13 protein-coding genes are annotated in these 19,488 nt (G+C 51.9%); 1 reads left to right on the forward strand and 12 read right to left on the reverse strand.

Annotation, left to right across the window (positions count from 1 at the left end):
- Positions 1-22 precede the first annotated feature (22 nt).
- From K6T23_RS19030 to K6T23_RS19085, 12 genes are all read right to left on the reverse strand, one after another.
- On the reverse strand, positions 23-1,960 hold the full coding sequence (locus tag K6T23_RS19030) for a beta-galactosidase (protein WP_238282663.1): 1,938 nt from the start codon (positions 1,958-1,960) through the stop codon (positions 23-25).
- Between the two features lie 21 nt (positions 1,961-1,981).
- On the reverse strand, positions 1,982-3,124 hold the full coding sequence (locus K6T23_RS19035; RefSeq protein WP_056540124.1) for a galactokinase: 1,143 nt from the start codon (positions 3,122-3,124) through the stop codon (positions 1,982-1,984).
- A complete protein-coding gene (locus tag K6T23_RS19040) occupies positions 3,121-5,346 on the reverse strand; it encodes an alpha-galactosidase (RefSeq protein ID WP_238282665.1) in 2,226 nt (741 codons plus the stop codon). Before K6T23_RS19040 ends, K6T23_RS19035 begins: the two co-directional genes overlap by 4 nt.
- Positions 5,347-5,360: 14 nt before the next feature.
- Positions 5,361-6,182: a carbohydrate ABC transporter permease gene (locus K6T23_RS19045; protein WP_079515442.1), complete on the reverse strand. Its 822-nt coding sequence runs from the start codon at positions 6,180-6,182 to the stop codon at positions 5,361-5,363.
- Positions 6,179-7,033: a carbohydrate ABC transporter permease gene (locus K6T23_RS19050; protein ID WP_048006566.1), complete on the reverse strand. Its 855-nt coding sequence runs from the start codon at positions 7,031-7,033 to the stop codon at positions 6,179-6,181. Before K6T23_RS19050 ends, K6T23_RS19045 begins: the two co-directional genes overlap by 4 nt.
- Before the next feature lie 93 nt (positions 7,034-7,126).
- The gene (locus K6T23_RS19055; RefSeq protein ID WP_238282667.1) at positions 7,127-8,419 is read right to left on the reverse strand and encodes an ABC transporter substrate-binding protein; all 1,293 of its coding nucleotides are present in this window, start codon (positions 8,417-8,419) and stop codon (positions 7,127-7,129) included.
- A 1,612-nt stretch (positions 8,420-10,031) separates the two neighbouring features.
- A complete protein-coding gene (locus K6T23_RS19060; RefSeq protein ID WP_238282669.1) occupies positions 10,032-11,411 on the reverse strand; it encodes a Glu/Leu/Phe/Val family dehydrogenase in 1,380 nt (459 codons plus the stop codon).
- A 109-nt stretch (positions 11,412-11,520) separates the two neighbouring features.
- Positions 11,521-12,513 carry an aldose epimerase family protein gene (locus K6T23_RS19065; RefSeq protein ID WP_238282671.1) on the reverse strand — a complete coding sequence of 331 codons (993 nt, stop codon included), beginning with the start codon at positions 12,511-12,513 and terminating at the stop codon, positions 11,521-11,523.
- Between the two features lie 12 nt (positions 12,514-12,525).
- On the reverse strand, positions 12,526-14,013 hold the full coding sequence (gene galT, locus K6T23_RS19070) for a UDP-glucose--hexose-1-phosphate uridylyltransferase (protein WP_238282673.1): 1,488 nt from the start codon (positions 14,011-14,013) through the stop codon (positions 12,526-12,528).
- Positions 14,010-15,014, reverse strand: a complete 1,005-nt coding sequence (galE, locus tag K6T23_RS19075; protein WP_238282675.1) for a UDP-glucose 4-epimerase GalE — start codon at positions 15,012-15,014, stop codon at positions 14,010-14,012. The genes galT and galE overlap by 4 nt, the downstream gene beginning before the upstream one ends.
- On the reverse strand, positions 15,011-16,189 hold the full coding sequence (locus K6T23_RS19080) for a galactokinase (protein WP_273546629.1): 1,179 nt from the start codon (positions 16,187-16,189) through the stop codon (positions 15,011-15,013). Before K6T23_RS19080 ends, galE begins: the two co-directional genes overlap by 4 nt.
- Positions 16,190-16,462: 273 nt before the next feature.
- A complete protein-coding gene (locus K6T23_RS19085; RefSeq protein WP_273546588.1) occupies positions 16,463-18,004 on the reverse strand; it encodes an AbgT family transporter in 1,542 nt (513 codons plus the stop codon).
- A 252-nt stretch (positions 18,005-18,256) separates the two neighbouring features.
- Between K6T23_RS19085 and K6T23_RS19090 the strand changes: the two genes are divergently transcribed.
- Positions 18,257-19,462, forward strand: a complete 1,206-nt coding sequence (locus tag K6T23_RS19090; RefSeq protein WP_238282677.1) for a M20 family metallopeptidase — start codon at positions 18,257-18,259, stop codon at positions 19,460-19,462.
- Positions 19,463-19,488 lie beyond the last annotated feature (26 nt).

Below are 19,488 nucleotides of genomic sequence, written 5' to 3' on the forward strand. Positions count from 1 at the left end.
ATCACACACTTCATTCTCTGAGTTATTTCCATTCCACAATGGTGCTGGCATAAGGTGCAAGCGTATGGTTACCGACGATTTTTTCGTCTCCCGTATGGTTCAGCAGGAACAGATGGTCCTTGCCATCCAGCGTACGCTTATACACTTCGACCCCTGGTTCGGTGTCCATGGACCAGATTCCGTGGCGGTCGATGACGCTCTTTCCGATTTCCTTCAATGATTCTTGGTCAAGCCCTCCACCGATGTAATACACCTGCCCTTTCCCATAGGTGTTCCGTGTAACGGCGGCTTTTTCTTCGTAGAATGGATCCTGATAGCGGTAGAGAACCTCGGCCGTGTCTGGTGTAATGAGGTCACGCCATACCGTGACCGTCCCGGTCCCCTCACCTTTGACGGTCAATTCCTGCCCGTCGGCAAGGGCCTCGGTTTCGTGGATGCGGATACCGCACAGGTCGTTCACCATACCAGGCAGGGCTTCCCCGAGACGGATGTTATTGTCCTCATCCCTTAGTCCCGTCCTGAAGGAGAAGAGGATCGTCCCGCCGTTATCGGCAAACGTCCGCAATCTGTCAGACAGCTTAGAATCCATCATCTGCATCACAGGCACGACCAGTACTTTATACGAATCAAACGACCGGTCGACAGGGATCACATCGATAGCGGTGTTCCAGTCGTAGAACGCTTGATACATCCGCGTCAGTTCTTTCGTGAAGTCGAAGCCCGAGCTCTGGATCTGTGAGCGCCATGACCAGATGTTGGCATAGCTGTAAAGGACGGCGACATCGGCTTGGATCGGAGCATTCAACAGCTCTTCGTGAGACTTGATCTCAGAGAAGAGGGACTGGACTTCCTTATACTTGCGTCCCCGGTGGTTATCATGGTCCACGACCCCGAAGCAGAACTGCTCTGCTCCTTTGGTCATCCCCCTCCACCGGAAGTACAGAAGATCGGTACAACCGTGTGCAAAGGCCTGGTAGGACCACATCTTCGCCTGATTCGGGCGTGGCAGATACCCGATGACGTCATGTCCCTGCGCCCCCATGAGTTCCTCCACGATCCAATAGTTCTTTCCGAGGAGACCACGGTTGAAGTCATGGTTCATAGCCACTTCTGCCGGCGAAATCGGTTCCGTCAGACCACCCCACACCGGATAGTTATCGTACGAAACGACATCAAGCTCCCGGGCATGCTCAGGGTGATCGAACCACTTATCAAAGAACCCTCCCGACACATTCGTCGTGACAAGCTGATGATCGCCTTTGAATTCCCTGACGATCCTCACCATTTCTTTCGCATAGCGATTCACGGAGAACGAACGGAATTTTGCCCAATCGAGCTTCAAGGATGGGTTGTGCGTCGTGACTGTCGGGGTCGGCATCGGGATTTCGTCGAATCCGTTATACGTCTGCCCCCAGAAAATCGTGCCCCAGCGCTCATTGAGCTCGTCGACGGTCTTGTATTTATCCTCAAGGAATGTCTGGAACCCTTCATGACACTGCCCGCAGTAGCACTGATCACTGCCTTCGTGACCGAACTCATTGTCGATCTGCCAGACGGTAATGCCAGGCTCCTTGCTGTAATGCTTCACGAGCTCCTCAGTGATGCGCGAGCTGTAGGTCCAATAATCCTTGGAATTAAAGCAATACTGCCTTCTCCCCCCGAAGCTCCTCGTGAGCCCCCTCTCATCCTTTGACAAGATGGACGGATGCTTCTTCGCGAGCCACGCCGGGAACGTCGCCGTCGGTGTCCCGAACATGACGGACAGATCCCGCTCCTTTGCCTTCGATATCACTTCATCAAAGAAGGAAAAGTCAAATTCCCCTTCCCTGCTCTCCATGAGATGCCAAGCAAATTCGCCGATCCTGATCATGGTGGATCCCATTTCTTTGATGCCATCAAGGTCTTCATCCATCATGTCTTTCGGCCAATGCTCCGGATAATAATCTACTCCCAAATACATATCGTTTCCTCCATTCTATCGTTACCTGGTCGGGGTGACTTCACTTGCTCCCGCTCCAGCTTTCACTACATAAAAACTGGCGTTCCTGCCTGTCGAGCTCTGGTAGGCACTTCCTACTTCCTGAATAAAGGACGGGACGGCGGTTTCAGCCACCAGATTCACGGTGCACCCACCGAATCCCGCACCCGTCATGCGCGCTCCAATTGTTCCATGATGCTCCCAGGCGGCATCGACCAGAGTATCAAGGGCATCGCCTGTCACCTCATAATCGACCCGCAGAGATTCATGGGACTCCTTCATCAACTGTCCGAACCCATAAATATCTCCGTTTTGCAGAAGCTCTGCCCCCCGGCGTGTACGGTCGTTTTCCGTCACCACATGACGGACACGTCTTGCTTCCTCATCGGATAACCTCGGCACCATCCTGGCAAAGTCGTCCGGCGTCAGCTCCCCCAGGGACGCAATCCCTTCGAGCTTCGTAAGGGCATCCTCGCATGTCTTCCGCCGCTCATTATAAGCAGAACCTGCGAGCTCACGTCGTACATTCGAATTGGCAATCACGATGGAGATGCCTTCAAGGGGCAAAGGAATGTAGTCATACTTCAGGCTGCCGCAGTCTAAGAGGATGCCCCGATGTTCTTTCCCGAACCCGACGGCAAACTGATCCATGATTCCACAGTTCACCCCGATATACCGGTTCTCCACTTCCTGACTGATCAAGACCAGATCAAGCGTGGAGTGCCCTAGGCCGTACCACTCATCCACCAAGATCGCAGTGGCAATCTCAATGGAGGCTGAAGAAGATAAGCCGGCACCATTGGGGATATTCCCCTGATAGTACAGATCCATCCCACGCGCTTCCCCTTGAAGGAGATGGTGAAAGATGCCCTTCGGGTAGTTCGCCCAGCCATCTTCCGGATCATATGCGAGGTGATAGACCGGCACTTCAATGATTCCCGCTTCAGGAAAGTTCTCGGAAAAAAGGCGGATCAAGTCGGTTCCATTTTCCCTGGCTGACACATAGGTACCCACACCGAGGGCGCAAGGCAGAACAAGGCCGCCTGTATAATCCGTATGCTCACCAATCAGGTTCACCCTGCCAGGCGCGAAGAATGTACGGACACCCTCTTCCGTTCCTCCAAATACATCGGTCAGTTTCTTCATCGTGCATCCCCCACTTTTTCAAACTTCCAGATCACCGATTGAAAATCTCCTGTCATTACGGTATTCTCGGTCCTCACAGTCCCGCTGAAGAACGGGGGAATCAGGAAGCCGACACTCATCAGCTCATCCCCATAGTAGCGGGTCCCGCTTCCCTTCAGCTCATAAAGGCTATCGGGGTCAAGTCCCCGCATGCGCACGCGGATGAGAGAAGGATTCGGCTTCGCAAGTACCCTGTAAAAGGCAAGAATCGCTTCGTTGCCATCGGATACCATCCAGGCCGCATCACTTCCTTCAAACGGGCTTTTAAGGCGGTGGAACGAGCCGAATTGAATGAGCCTGCGATTGGCTTTGAAGAAGTTGACCTGCTCCCGTACCGCCGCTTTCTCCTCGTCGGTAAGAGCCGTTGCATCGAGCTCGTAGCCGAAGGCCCCGAACATGGCCGTATGAAATCGCGTCTCGATTGGAGTCGAGCGCCCTGTCTGGTGGTTCGGTGAATTGGACACATGGGCCCCCATGGAAGAAAGGGGATAGACGAGCGATGTCCCCCATTGGATCTTCAATCGTTCCACAGCGTCAGTATTGTCACTCGTCCACGTCTGGGGCATGTAATGAAGCATCCCTGGATCGAACCGGTTGCCACCACTTGCACAGGATTCAAACAGAATATGCGGGAACGCCTTCGTCAATCGTTCCAAAAGGGCGTACAACCCCAATACGTAGCGGTGGGCCACCTCTCCCTGGAGGTGTTCCCTGGAAGCGACTTCCGTCATATTCCGGTTCATATCCCATTTCACATACATGATATTCGCCGAGCTGAACACATCGCTGAGTACGCGATACAAATGCTCGACCACTTCATCCCGGGTAAGATCGAGGATGAACTGATTGCGCCCATGGGACAGAGGTCGATCCTCCACTCCAAGGACCCAATCGGGGTGTTCTTCATATAGGGAACTCTTCACTGAAATCATTTCAGGCTCCACCCAGATGCCAAATCCCTGCTTTGCAGGCATCCTGTCCCGTAGACCCTTCAGTCCTTGAGGCAGTTTCCTCTTATCCGGCGTCCAGTCACCAAGGGAGGATGTATCATGATCCCGTCCTTCAAACCACCCGTCATCGAGGACGAACAGTTCAATACCGAGATCCGCTGCCTCCCCGGCAATGTCGAGGAGTTTATCCTGATGGAAATCGAAATATGTTGCTTCCCAGTTATTGATCAGGACCGGACGCTCACGATCACGCCACTCCCCTCTCGCCAAGCGGGTGCGATAGAGCTCATGGAACGAACCGCTCATTCCTCCAAGGCCCTGGTCAGAGTAGACCATGACCGCTTCCGGCGACTGCAGGCTCTCATCCTTTCCCAACCGCCACTCAAAGCCGAACGGATTGATGCCGATCATGGCACGTGACACATCATGGGCATCGACTTCGACGCCACCAAAGAAGTTCCCGCTGTAGACAAGGCTGAACCCGTAGACCTCTCCTGCATCTTCCGTCGACGCTTTAGAGCAAAGGGCAAAGAACGGATTATGCTTGGAGCTTGATACACCCTTTTTGCTGTCGATGGACTGCAGCCCTTTCCTCAAGCCCGTCTTCTCCACATGTCCTTCCCGGATCCATGCCCCGTTCAAATGAAGGAAGTCATAGTCTTGATCCGGAAAATCAACAGACGCACTCAGCAACCGCTCTACCGTGATGGGCTCTTCTCCCCGGTTCACAATCCGGGAGCTGCGGATTACGGCATCGCGTTCATGGAACACGGTATAGAGAAGCTCCAGCCCAACATCGGCCACCCCGTCATGCAAGGTTATGATAAGGGTCTCCGCTTCCTCATCGGAATGCGTATACACCCCCGGCAGACCCTCCAAGGAAGGCTTCCCTTTTTCGATTCTGTGAGATTGATAGACAAATCCGGACGTACGGCTACCGTTTGCATGCTTCACCACGACGGCAGGTTCCCGGAAGTCGGATGTTCCGTACACGGGAAATTCCTGTTTTAAGAACTCCAAGGAAAAGAGCTGATCCCCCTCATAGGGGAAGCACATGTTTCCAAGGGGTTCAGACGGAAGCTGAAGCAGTCGGGAGAAGTCATCCCGATGGCGGATTTTTTTACCGTAATAGAGATGTCCGGGATGACCGTTTTTCAAGATGGTGAAGATATAGCTGACGTTCTTCCCCTGGAGGTGGAACTGGTTGGTTTCTTTATTGACAAAGATCGGCACTCAAATGGCCTCCTTTATTTCACCGCGCTGCCGAGCATGCCTGAAATGAACTGGCGCTGGAGGGCGAGGAAGAAGATGATGATCGGAATGGTAGCGATGGTGACACCCGACATGACCTGACCGTAGTCGATCCTCGATAGACCGAATAGAGAGGACAGGGCAACCGGGAATGTGTACATTTCATTCGATGATAGTGCAATCAACGGCCACAGGAAGCTGTTCCACTGATACAGGAACAGGAAGATCGCCGTTGCGGCAAGAGCTGGCTTCATGGACGGCATGACGATCCGGAAGAAGATCTTCCATTCACCTGATCCGTCGATACGCGCCGCCTCGATCAACGAATTCGGGAACGCCAGCATATTCTGCCTCATGAGGAAGATGGCGAATGGATACGCAAGGTTCGGCAGGATCAATGCCTGATACGTATCAAGCCAGCCGAAGTTCGCCATCATCTTGAAGAGCGGGATGATCGTCGCGTGATAAGGCACCATCATGGATAGCAGGAAGATACCAAAGATGATGTTTCGTCCCCTGAAACGGAACTTGGCAAACGCATAAGCGGCCATGGAACAGATCAGGAGGCTGAGGACGGTGTAGATTATCGCTACGAACAAGGAATTGAACATGACCCGTCCGATGTCGATTGCTTCATTCAGGTTCTTGACGTTTTCTACTAGCTTCGAGCCCGGAATCAGGACAGGAGGCTTCGAGAACAGCTTTCCGCTCTCGTTCGTCGCCCCGATGGCCGCCCAGTAGAACGGAAAGAGGGAAATCAAGGCACCGATGGCAAGGACAACATACATGGTGATTTTTTTACCGATGGATTTTCTCATTCTTGATCCCCCGTTACTTTAAATTGGATGAATGTCATGATGGCGATGAGCACCACGATGACGTAGGCAATCGTTGAGGCATAGCCGAAGTCGAAGTACCGGAAACCGGTTTGATACAGGTACATTCCGATCGTCAGCGTCGCATCACTCGGTCCGCCTTTCGTGAGCACGAACGGCTCATCGAATAACTGCAGGGTCCCGATCGTCGACAGGACGACGGTGAACAGGATGACCGGCTTCAGCTGCGGGATGGTGATGGAGAAGAACTGTCGGACCTTCGATGCCCCGTCCATACTCGCTGCTTCATACATCTCTTCAGGGATGTTTTGGAGCCCTGCAAGATAAATGACCATATTGTACCCGACCCATCTCCACGTCATGGCAAGGATCAGGGAAGCCTTCGCCCAGAATGGATCGTTCAGCCACGGAATGGCATCAAGTCCGACGGCTGCCAGCACCTGGTTGATGACCCCATCGTTCATGAGCATGATGGAGAAGATGATGGAATAGGCAACCAGCGAGGTGACCGCAGGCAGGAAGAATGTGACCCGGAAGAACCCTTTCATCCTGAGCAGTGCGGAATTAAGAATGGAAGATAAAATGAGGGCGAGCAGTACCATGATCGGTACCTGAATGATCAGGAGGATGAACGTATTCTTCAATGCTTTATGGAAGATTTCATCCGACATGAGCCGCTTGTAGTTATCAATGCCGACAAAGGCAAGATTCGCCCCCTGTCCCGATTGAAAACTCATGATCAGGGACGAGATGATCGGATACAGCATGAACACACTGAACAGCACAAGTGCCGGTGCGACAAATAAGTAGGGAATATAGGCTTTCGTCTTCATACATCAACCTTCTCTCTATGATTCAATAAAAAAAGAGAGAGACACGAGGTCCCGGAGTGATCCTGGCTCTATCTCTCTCATCATCGTGAATCGTCAGTTATTGATATCCCGCTTCGTACGGTCCTTCAATCGTTTGGCCGCATCTTCGAGGGCCTTATCTGCTTTGGTGCCATTGAACATATCAGCCTGTGCTTTGATTGCTTCATCCAGCGCCAGGGAATAATCCTTTGTATAGTACGCAGTCGGGATATCCTTCATCTCATCTGCGAACAATGACCAGATTTCCTGACCTCCGAAGAAATCGACGCCTTCAGTGAACACTTCAGAATCATAGGCTGTATTCAAGGAAGGGAACAGACCGTAATCTTCCATGGCCATGATCTGTGTATCGGTATCCGTGGAGAAGAACTCCATGAACTTGTAAGCAGCATCGGCATTTTTAGAGGAAGCAGGAATCATCCAGCCACCGCCGCCAAGGTTCGCTGCACGATTGCCACCCTCTTCAATGGCAGGAAGCGGGAACACACCCCAGTCTCCACTTGTATCTTTCGCCTGATCCACGATTGTTCCATAGTACCAAGCACCGAATGGAATCGTCGCGACCGAGCCGTCAGCCGTGGCAGAAACCGTTCCGTTCCATCCATCCACATTTTTGATTAAGTCGGCATCGGCAAACTTCTTCTGAATTTCCATCGCCTTCACGGCTTTCGGATTCGTCAGGTCAATATTGCCTTTTTCATCAAAGTAGAATGCACCCTGCTGGTTCAGCATCATCCGGAACGTCGGATCATCCTTGAACATATCAAGCGGCATAGCAGCTACCCCTGTTTTATCCTTGATGATTTTACCTGCTTCAAGGAAGTCATCCCATGTCTCGATGTCTTCGGCTTTCACGCCCGCTTCTTCAAAAACGCTTCTGCGGTAGAACATTCCTGAAGGACCGGCATCGAATGGCATGGCGTAGTAATCGCCGTCTACTTGGGCAAGGTCATTCTTGAAGGATGGGAATTTATCTTCATGGTCTTTGAATCCTTTTTCGGAAAGGTTCACGAATCCATCCGGGAACGCTTCCACATATCCGTGGATCCGGTCATCTTCAACGAGCACGATGTCCGGCAGGCCGACACCGCCGGCTGCAAGACCGGTTGAGAGTTTGTCATATACGTCAAGGCGTCCGATATCCTCGACTTTCAATTTCACATCTGGATTTTCTTTTTCATACGTTTTGATGGCTTCGTTCAATGCCCCGACGTTCACGTTCCACGCCCAGGCTGTGAGGGTCACTTTGCCGTCTTTGTCTTTTCCATCTCCGCCGCTGCTATTGGAGCTGCATCCGGCAATGATCAGGGTCGCGATGATCCCCATCAATACGACTAACTTTTTCATCCTCTTCATCCCCTTTTTGTTTCGGTATGTGTTAAAGGTTATTACTAAGCTGAAAAACTTCTAGTAAGCGTTTACATCTTACTTTTGATTTTAGTAAACTATTTCAGGCAGGTCAAGAAATTTTTTACTAAAAATTTTAATAGTTTTTTACTTTGTGAAAATAGACCGTCGAGTAACCCAATATTTATGGAGGTTTTTAGTTTCGATTGCTGATATGGACGTTCCTTTCCGCTCCGGCGACTCGCTTTTCGGCGGGGAGGCAGTTGAGCCGCTTCGGCTGCGCCTCCAGGGTCTCAACCTTGCCTCTATTCCCGCAGGAGTCGAGTCACCTACGCTTCAATGCACTCTTGGTTGGGTGGGGAAATAAATCTCTTATGTATTCGGTACAAGCCCTTGATTGATTAAAGATTAATAGAGGATGGAGATGCTTGGGGGAGGTTGATTCATCTACGGAGAGTTTAGCATTGAATGTAGTTGCGATTGCTGATATGGACGTTCCTTTCCGCTACGGCGGCTCGCTTTCCAGCGGGAGGCAGTTGCGCCGCTTCGGCTGCGCCTCCAGGGTCTCAACCTTGCCTCTTTTCCCGCAGGAGTCGAGTCCCCTCCGCTTCAATGCACTCTTGGTTGGGGGGAATAAATCTCTTATGTATTCGGTACAAGCCCTTGATTGATTAAAGATTAATAGAGAATGGAGATGCTTGGGGGAGGTTGAATCATTTACGGTGAGTTTAGCATCGAATGTAGTTGCGATTGCTGATATGGACCTTCCTTTCCGCTACGGCGGCTCGCTTTCCAGCGGGAGGCAGTTGAGCCGCTTCGGCTGCGCCTGCAGGGTCTCAACCTTGCCTCTTTTTCCGCAGGAGTCGAGCCGCCTCCGCTTCAATGCACTCTTGGTTGGAACGATGGTCTGCATTCTAGATGGGGAAAGACCTTTCGGGTGGAGAGCAAACAGCTTGTTCAACTTGTCCAACTGAAAAAAGTTTGAGGGATAACCTATTAATTTACTAAAATACATATTATGCATATAAAAAGGGAGAGATGAATGCGTACAAAATTACTAACCCTATACTTACCTCATAGTTCAGTGAAACGGAATATGCTCATCTCTTCTCTACTTTTTTAATTAAGATGCGACGAGAATCACTCGCCTTACCCTCACCAAAAAGTGCAGGGCAGCGAAGGCCGGCCGACTCCGTAGGGAATAGAGTGCGGGAGAGATCCCGCAGGTACGAGGAAGCTCGAACCACTCCCCTCGGAAAGCGGACGGCCGCAGCGGAACGGAACGGACACATCTCTTCTCCACATTTTTCAATTAAAACAAGGCGTGGTGAACATGCGACCAGAATCACTCACCCTTTCTCCACCAAAAAGTGCAGGGCAGCAAAGACCGACCGACTCCGAAGGGAATAGAGTGCGGGAGAGATCCCGCAGGCACGAGGAAGCTCGAACCACTCCCCTCGGAAAGCGGACGGCCGCAGCGAAACGGAACGGACACATCTTTCCACTCCCTCCATTTCTATTTCAATAAAGGATGCCCCGTAGACAAAACTACTCACCCTCTCTCTCCACCCCAAAACAAAAAGAGCCCTCAACCAAAGGGCTCTCTTCTCCATCAGTACAACTTCCCCTGCCGATACAGCACAGTGGATAACTTCATCACAGAATGAATATAACAATTCTGCCGCAACGAGAACGGATCACCGAAGAACATCGGCAGCACCGTATCGAACGTATGCGTCATCTTTTCATACAGCATCTTGAATACTTCTTCCTCCGAATAAAACTGCGTCTCCCGCCCCTGCAGCCACTCGAAGTACGAGACGATCACCCCGCCGGCATTCGCCAAGATATCCGGGATGACGATGACGCCGCGGTCATTGAGAGAAGCGTCGGCCTCCGACTCAATCGGGGCATTCGCTCCTTCCACGATGATATTCGCCTTCACTTTCTCCACATTATCCTTATGGATCTGGTCTTCCAGCGCGGCCAGGATCAGCGCATCCAGCTCGAGATAGAGCACGTCGTCCCGGTCGTGGACCTCGGCTTTCACCTCTGCTTCTCCCAGGGCCACCTCTGTATCGGGCAGATCGCCGCGGTTCTTCTGGGCGTATTCGATGAGACCCGGTATGTCGAGTCCGTCTTCATTGTAGAGCATCACATTCCGGTCACTGACGGCCACCACCTTGATGGACAGGTGGGTGGACTGATGCGCTTCGAGGGCAGCGACCGACCCCACATTCCCGAATCCCTGGACGGCCACCTTCAAGGGGCGGTCCTCTAGCTTCAAGAGATTTTTGGCGAATACGCCATCGTTTTTCGTCAGGAAGCTTTTCTTATCCTTCATGAAATCGTGGAGGAGGTACTTGAGTGAGAAGAACACTCCCTTTCCGGTTGCTTCCCTCCTGCCGAGGGAGCCACCGTTCACGACGCTTTTGCCAGAGAAACTTCCCCTGTAGGGATGCCCGGGACGGATGCTCTTGTATTCCGCCATCATCCAGTCCATCTCCCGTTCCCCAGATCCCATGTCGGGCGCCGGGATGTCTTTGTCGGGACCGAGGACATCACTGAAGTATTGGACATACTTTTTGGAAATCAGATGAAGCTCCTTCTCGGAGTAGTCCCTCGGATCGAGGAGGATCCCCCCTTTCCCTCCGCCGAACGGCACGTCATGGAGGGCATTCTTCAAAGTCATGAGGGAAGCGAGGTTCTCCACTTCCTCCTCATTGACGGATTCATGGAAGCGGATCCCGCCTTTATAAGGACCGAGGGCATTGTTATGCTGTACCCGGAACGCCGGGATCCTTTCCACACGTCCATTTTCGAGGGCGATCCTCAAAAAGGACTTATGTATATGATTGGGGGTCGAAAGGATCGAAGTCAGCGAGCTGAACGCCTTCTTCCTCGATTCATCCTTCACCCCCGGTAAAAATGATTCATCTTCAAGCAGTGCATCCAATGATTTTTGAACGATCTTCCTTGTTTGACTGATCACCTAATCCCTCCCGTTATGTAAATGCTTTCTTTATCCCCTTCCCCTCCAGTATATGTTAAAAACATTTCCGGCTCAAAAAAAGAGCGCGCCATCACGGCACACTCTCCATTTAATCCTGGACCAGGAATTGATACGTCGTCTTCGCCCGATATTCTTCTCCCGCCCTGACCATAATCGATGGGAAATCGGAATGGTTCGGGGCATCGGGATAGCCTTGGGTTTCAAGGGCAATCCCTGGATGGCTGCTGGCCTTTCCACCTGCCAGCTGAGCACCTTCCAGTCCGGCACCCGTATAGACAATGACGGCAGGCTGATCCGTTTCAATGACCAGTTTCCTCCCAGAAGCGGGATGATGCAAAGAGATTTCTTCACTGAAGTGTCCTTCCAGAAGGAAAGGATGATCAATGTCGGTCCTGTTTTCCGAGATCGGTCCTTCAAACCGGAAGCCTCCTTGTGACAAGGGAAGGATAGCCCCCGTGGGAAGCTGTTCATCATCAAGCTCAAGATATCGCCGTGACTTAAGCTGCAGGTCATGATCGGTAACATCCACGCGGGGATCCCCACTCAGGTTGAAATAGCTGTGATTGGTGAGATTGATCGGGGTATCTTGATCCGGGATGGCCGAATAGGAAAGGGTGAGTTCATCCTTGTCGGAAAGGGTGTAGGTTACCTGGATCATGACGCTTCCGGGGTAACCGCCTTCCCCGTCCTCACATGCGACCCCCAATGTCAACGAATCCTCCGTTACTTCTTTCATCGACCACACCTTTTGATTAAGGCCGTTCCATCCTCCGTGTAGATGATTCTCTCCTTCATTGCGATCAAGTAGGACTTCGTGGCCCTCATACGAATACCGGGCAGCGGACAGGCGACCGGCCACCCGGCCAATCATTGCCCCGATACAATACTCATCACTTTGGTATCCTTCAAGGGAATCATAGGACAGTACGACATTTGCGAGATACCCTAAACGGTCCGGAATCATGATCGATGAGATGATGCCACCATAGGTCAGGATGGATACCTTCAGACCCGTGGCATTTTCAAGCGTGTATTCGAATACCGTCTCTCCTTTGTGTTCTCCAACTTCTCTCTTCATCATGCGTATCCCACCTTATTCAAATTGAGCCATGAACCGCCTGAATGCTTCCATCCCTTCCTCTGTCCGTTTGAATACCCCCGCATCTTCCAGCACCCGGGAGAACTTCTTACCCAGTTCATCCCTGACGATCGATGATGAAGTGTCTGGGGTAATCTCTTCACTGCGCTTTTCGCGGATCTCCCTCACCCATTCCCGGTGATGGACAGGAGCCTCTTCCACGTCTCCATGAAGGGCATTCTCCACCAGTGAGAGCTCTGTTTTCAGACGTGCCGGGAGGACGGCCAGCCCCATCACCTCGATCAGGCCGATGTTTTCTTTTTTGATATGGTGGACGTCTTCGTGGGGATGAAAGATGCCGAAGGGGTGCTCGTCACTTCTCCGATTGTTGCGGAGGACGAGATCAAGCTCATATCGCCCATCCCGCTTCCTGGCAATGGGAGTGATGGTATTATGAGGTTCTCCTTCTGTGGATGCGAAGACGCCTGCGGAAGGGTCACTATAAGCCCTCCATCCCTGCAAGATGTCATCTGCCGCATCGAGGAGCGGTCCCGCTTCATCCGCGCTCAGCCTCACGACCGACATGGGCCACTTTACAATGGCGGCACGGACGGACGGATGGGATGTCAGGGGACAAGTCACCTCTTCCCCGGCTCTTGCCATGGCAAATTCATAGCGTCCACCCTGGTAATGGTCATGGGAAAGGATCGATCCTCCCACTATCGGCAAGTCGGCATTGGATCCCGCAAAATAATGCGGGAATTGCTCCACGAAATCCAGGAGCCTCCCAAAGCCCTCGCGGTTGATCTCCATCGGTCGGTGCTCCTCCGAGAGGATGATGCAATGCTCGTCATAATACACATACGGTGAATACTGTAGCATCCAGTCCTCTCCACCAAGACCGAGCCTGATCATGCGGTGATGCGCTCTTCCTGGATGATCCCATCTCCCTTTGTACCCTTCATTCTCTACACAGAGAAGGCACACGGGATAACGGTGATCGTGCTTCGGCAGCAGCCGCTCCCTTGCGATTTGGGCAGGGTCCTTCTCCGGCTTCGACAGATTGATGGTGATGTCGAGTTCGCCGTAAAGGCTATCCACCTTGTAATGGACATTTTGGGCAATGCGTTTGGTCTGGATGTAATTGCTCAAGCGGCTCAGGTTATAGAAATAGTCCGTCGCCCGGATCGGATCTTCCGCGTAGAGGGTGCGGAATTGACCATTCACTTCAGACGGCTTCGGCATGAAGCAGTCCATCAGCTCAGCCGTCAGCACCTCTTCTTCTCCCGCCTTAATGATCCCGAGATTCAGGGCTTCCAACGCAATGGCTGAAAGCAGATCAGGGATATCCATCTCCACATCCATTCCACCTGTTTCTTCATAGGAATCCTGATCCAGGACGGCCAGGAGCCGGTTCCGGACGTATATCATATCTTCTTCCCTTATGAGTCCCGCTAAAAACCCCTTGTGAACGAGGGAATGGAGCAGGCGATTGATCCTCATGAACGATCAGCACCTTTCTGATCGTTGTATCCACGGGGATGGCCCTTATGCCATTCCCATGCGTCTGAGATGATTCGTTCGATGGTCGTCCTCGTTGGCGTCCATCCAAGTATAGACCGTGCTTTATCAGATGAAGCAATCAGCCTTGCAGGATCTCCCTTCCGTCTTGGAGCAATCTTTTCCTGGATCTGTTGTCCCGTCACCTGCCTGGACGTTTCGATGATCTCCTTGACGGAAAATCCCTGACTGCTCCCGAGGTTGAAAATTCCGCTCTCCTTGCCTTCTTGTAGGTAATTGATCGCAAGAAGATGGGCATCGATGAGATCTTCGACATGCACATAATCCCTGATGCATGTGCCATCAGGAGTGTCATAATCGTTCCCGAAAATCGAGATGCTCTCCCGCTGCCCGAGGGCCGTCTTTAATACGAGAGGGATCAAATGCGTCTCGGGTTCATGATCCTCCCCGATCGAACCACCTGCTCCCGCTACATTGAAGTAGCGCAGGGAAACATAGCGGATTCCGTACGCTTCATCACACCAGCGCATGAGTTTTTCCATGGCCAGCTTCGTTTCGCCATACGGATTCGTCGGTCGCTCCGGCATATCCTCTGTGATCGGCACTTGCTCGGGCTCACCGTACGTTGCAGCCGTCGACGAGAACACGATATGCTTCACGTCCGCCTCCTTCATCACATCCAGGACGACCCGAGTACCGGACACGTTATTATCCCAGTATTTCAGGGGTTCGGACACGGATTCTCCTACCAGTGAAGACGCAGCGAAATGAATGACCGCCTCTACATCTTCCTGTTCAAACACCGATGCCAAAAACGGCTGATCCCTTATATCCCCCTCATAGAATCTCGCTTTCTCGTTTATCGCCTCGCGATGACCCGTTACGAGGTTATCCACGACTGCCGTGTCATATCCTCTTTCCACCAATGCCTGAACGGCATGGGACCCGACGTACCCCGCTCCTCCCAGTACCAAGATGCTCATACGATCACCCTTCCTTTCCATTCTTTGGCGCCATCTGCGCTTTCCGCTGTGAAAAATGATGCCTCATAGCCTATCACTCTCTTGTATTCATCACTTACCGACGAGGCAAATGCCTGCACATGGGCATTCTCTACGAGGGCAATGGCACACCCGCCGAACCCAGCACCTGTCATCCTGGCCCCGAGTACACCCGGTTGTCTCCATGCAGCCTCTACAAGGACATCCAGCTCACTCCCCGTCACATCGTAGTCTTCTTTAAGGGAGACATGGGATGCATTCATCAGCTCTCCGAATTCCCCTAACCGATGCTGGTTCAACAGATGGAATGCCTTCACCGTGCGGACATTTTCAGACACTGCATGCCTGGCCCTTTTTTTCAGGACGGCATCTGGTATGGCCTGCTCATACTTCTCGAACTCAGCAAGGCTCAAATCCCCGAGTGTCTCGATCCCGACAACACGCTGCAGGTAAGACAATGCCTTTTCACACTCCAACCGGCGCTCATTATATTTGGATGAAGCAAGCTCCCGGCGCTTATTCGTATTCATGATGACGAGGCTGTGCCCATCAAAGGGCAATGGAGCATATTCATGTTCAAGGGACCGGACATCCAGAAGGATCCCGTAACCTTCCTTTCCCATGCCGATGGCAAACTGATCCATGATTCCACTGTTCACACCGATAAAGTCGTTCTCCGTCTTCATCCCCAGCTGCACCAACCGGATCCGGTCCGCATCGAGGTGAAACAACTCCTGCAAAGCCACTCCCGTCACGAGCTCAAGGGATGCTGAAGACGAAAGCCCCGCCCCGTTGGGCAAATTCCCGTAGAATAAGAGATCGATCCCTGATTCCAATCGATGCCCATCCTGTACAAGGGACGCCATCATCCCTTTTGGATAATTGGCCCATCCATCGCTTTTGACGTAATTGAGGTCATCAACGGAAAACGTAATGATCCCTTCTTCTGAAAAGTTCAAAGAATGGACCCTGACCAGCCGGTCTTCCCGTTTCTTAACTGCCACATATGTCCCGAGACTGATGGCACAAGGAAACACATGCCCTCCGTTATAATCCGTATGTTCACCTATCAAATTGACCCGGCCCGGAGCAAAGAACATTCGGTCTGCATCCGACCCAAACACACGTTGAAAATCGTTCAGTAATTCCACCCTGATCCCCCGCTTTCACGCACAATAGAAATCGCTTTCATTTGTATCATAAAGGAAGTCGGGTAAAAGCGTCAATTTATTTTAGTAAAACTTTTACTAAACGAGTCTTTCGAACGATGATGTCAAATGGGGGGATGTAGAGGATAGAGGCATATGGAATCCGGAACACCCTCCTATTCAAACTAAAAACAGAGCCTGGGACAACCGAGTTTTAGTCATAGTAAAACCCGACTTCACTTGCCTGCGATAAGGCATGTGAAGTCGGGTTTTTAATTTGTTTCATTTCAAGAAAATTCCCGATCCAGGGCCGAGGGGCAGGCCGAGATAATACCAAAGGACAAAGAATAATATCCATGAGACGGCGAAGAAGATCGTATACGGTAGCATCACCGATATGAGTGAGCCGAGTCCAAGGTTCTTATCGTATTTCTTCGCCAAGGCGAGCAGGATGGCAAAGTAGGCGAACATCGGCGTGATCGGGTTCGTGATGGAATCGCCGATCCGATAGGCGAGCTGCGTCATGGCCGGGTCGAAGCCGAGGATCATGAACATCGGGACGAATACAGGTCCGAGGATGGCCCATTTCGCCGAAGCGCTTCCGATGAAAAGATTGAGGAAGGCCGTGATGACGATGAATCCGAGGATGAGGGGCAGCCCTTCAAGTCCAAGGCCTTCCAGGACACCAGCCCCTTTGATGGCAAGGATGACACCTAGATTGCTCCAGTTGAAATAGGTGATGAACTGTGCCGAGAAGAAGGCGAGGACGATATACATCCCCATGGTCCCCATGGATGTGGCCATCGCCTGCGCCACATCCTTATCGTTGCGCAGCTCTTTCGTGATGAAGCCGTAGACCACTGCCGGAAGGAGGAACAAGCCCATGATCAGTGGTACGAGGGAGTTCATGAACGGAGAAATGATGATGGAACCATTCTCCCCCCTGAGGGCGCCGTTTTCCGGCACGATCGTCCAGGCGACGAGGGCGAGGAACAGAAGCGTTGTGACTCCTGCCCACTTTAAGCCCCTGGTCTCAAGGGCCGACAGCTTGTCCATTTTCATCTGAGGACCTGTGTAAGCAGGCAGGCGCGGTTCGACAATTCTTTCCGTCACCCAAACGGCAACAGGAATGATGATGATGCAGGAAGCCATGAGGAAGTACCAGTTCATGGCGGGATTTGCGACAAAATCCTTGTCGATGATGTGAGCCGATGACTCCGTGAAGCCTGCCAAAAGGGCGTCAAGCATGTTGACGATGAGATTGGCACTGAATCCCCCTGCCACTGAAGCATAAGCAGCCACCATTCCGGCGATCGGGTGCCGTCCGACGCTCGCAAACACCATGGCAGCAATCGGAGGAAGGACGATGAATCCGGCGTCCCCCGCTATATTGGCAAGTATTCCCGAGAAGACGATACTGATGGTGATCAGTTTAGGCGAGGTGGAGTACACGACTTTTTTCAGAAGCGCTGAAATAAGCCCGACTCCTTCTGCGACACCTACCCCGATCATGGTGACAAGCACCACCCCGAGTGGCGGGAAATCGGCGAAGTTTTTGACCATATTGGTCATCATCCGCTGCAGTCCTTCTGCCGAAAGGAGACTGACCACGGTGACTTCTTCACCGGTGGACGGATGGATGGCCTTCCACCCTGCTGCAGAGCCTATGTACGATACGATAATGACAATGAAGGCGAAAATGATAAATAAGGTGACGGGGTCCGGGAGCTTATTCCCCGTTTTCTCCACAATGTCCAGCATTTTACCAAACCAGTTCTTTTTTGTCCTGTCCATCTTTTGATTCGTCTTTCGAACCGATTCCATCTGATCACTCCTGTTGTTTTCTGAAAATTTGTATTATGACCGATTATATAGGAGTGAATCAAAAATGCCATGTGATATCCCACAAAATAGAAGCTCAATTTTTGTGCAATTATACAAATTTTCAGATTTAATCGGTTACATTCGATCTTTTTCCAAAATCATCCCACAACCCTTGAAATCTTTGATATGATTTTACCTATTATTCAAACTATTTATACTATTATTCACTACATATTGAAAAGGGGTTTTTTCATGGATCAACTACTCAGTCAGCTTGAACAGCACGCACAGGAAATGATCTCGATTCGCCGCTATCTGCACGAACGTCCCGAACTCTCTTTCCAGGAAGTCCACACGCCGGAATACATCGCAAACTACCTGAGCGAGCTCGGCATCGAGGTGCGGACCGGCGTTGGCGGGAACGGTGTCGTCGGTACAATCAAGGGCGGTCTGCCGGGTAAGACGGTGGCCCTCCGAGCAGACTTCGACGCCCTTCCCCTGCACGATGAAAAGGATGTACCGTACCGGTCAAAGGTTGATGGTGCCATGCACGCATGCGGTCACGATGCGCACACAGCCACTCTTCTGATCACGGCCAAGGTACTCCAGCAAAACCGGGAGCATTTAAAGGGGAACGTGGTCCTCATCCATCAATTCGGAGAGGAAGTCGCCCCTGGCGGAGCCAAGCCCATGATCGAAGACGGATGCCTGGACGGCGTCGATGCCATTTTCGGAACCCATTTATGGAGTACGATCCCTGTCGGGAAGATCGGCTATAATGCGGGACCGATCATGGCCGCGGCCGATAAATTCGAGGTGACCATCCAAGGGAAAGGCGGACACGGTGCATCTCCCCATGAGACGGTGGACAGCATCATGCTCGGTACGAACTACATCCAGTGGCTGCAGCAGATCGTGAGCAGGCGCATCAACCCATTGTCCCCCGCGGTCATCACCGTCGGTTCTTTCCACGCAGGAGATGCCTTCAATATCATTGCCGACCGTGCTTCAATCGTCGGGACGGTACGGACGTTCGATGAAGGCACACAGGAATTCATCATCAAGGAGATGGAAACATTCCTGAACGCTCTCTGCTCCGGAAGCGGCGCTTCTTACGAATTCAAGTACGACAAAGGGTATCCGGCTGTCATCAATCATATCGCCGAAACGGCTCACCTCGTTTCATGTGCCCAGGACCTTTTCGGAGACGACGTATTCGAGCTTGAACCGATGATGGGCGGGGAAGATTTCTCCCACTACTTGAACGAAGTACCGGGCACCTTCTTCTTCACAGGTGCAGGCAATCCGGAGAAGAATGCCATCTACCCGCATCATCACCCGAAGTTCGATATCGATGAGGATGCCATGATGAATGCAGCCAAAGTCCTTCTAAGTGCATCCGTTTCATACTTGGATAAGGCGGCCTCGACGACGGAAGCTGCCATCCAAAAAAGCTGAACGATTCAATTCAAAAAAGGGGAGTG

Source organism: Rossellomorea marisflavi (assembly GCF_022170785.1).
Lineage (GTDB): Bacteria > Bacillota > Bacilli > Bacillales > Bacillaceae_B > Rossellomorea > Rossellomorea marisflavi_B.

Coding starts and splice junctions, on each gene's coding strand:
- K6T23_RS19050 (WP_048006566.1), bottom strand. CDS start 7,033: ATGAAGACGAAAGCCTATATTCCCTACTTATTTGTCGCACCGGCACTT.
- K6T23_RS19035 (WP_056540124.1), bottom strand. CDS start 3,124: ATGAAGAAACTGACCGATGTATTTGGAGGAACGGAAGAGGGTGTCCGT.
- K6T23_RS19090 (WP_238282677.1), top strand. CDS start 18,257: ATGGATCAACTACTCAGTCAGCTTGAACAGCACGCACAGGAAATGATC.
- K6T23_RS19065 (WP_238282671.1), bottom strand. CDS start 12,513: ATGATGAAGAGAGAAGTTGGAGAACACAAAGGAGAGACGGTATTCGAA.
- K6T23_RS19055 (WP_238282667.1), bottom strand. CDS start 8,419: ATGAAAAAGTTAGTCGTATTGATGGGGATCATCGCGACCCTGATCATT.
- K6T23_RS19045 (WP_079515442.1), bottom strand. CDS start 6,182: ATGAGAAAATCCATCGGTAAAAAAATCACCATGTATGTTGTCCTTGCC.
- galT (WP_238282673.1), bottom strand. CDS start 14,013: ATGAGGATCAATCGCCTGCTCCATTCCCTCGTTCACAAGGGGTTTTTA.
- K6T23_RS19030 (WP_238282663.1), bottom strand. CDS start 1,960: ATGTATTTGGGAGTAGATTATTATCCGGAGCATTGGCCGAAAGACATG.
- K6T23_RS19085 (WP_273546588.1), bottom strand. CDS start 18,004: ATGGAATCGGTTCGAAAGACGAATCAAAAGATGGACAGGACAAAAAAG.
- galE (WP_238282675.1), bottom strand. CDS start 15,014: ATGAGCATCTTGGTACTGGGAGGAGCGGGGTACGTCGGGTCCCATGCC.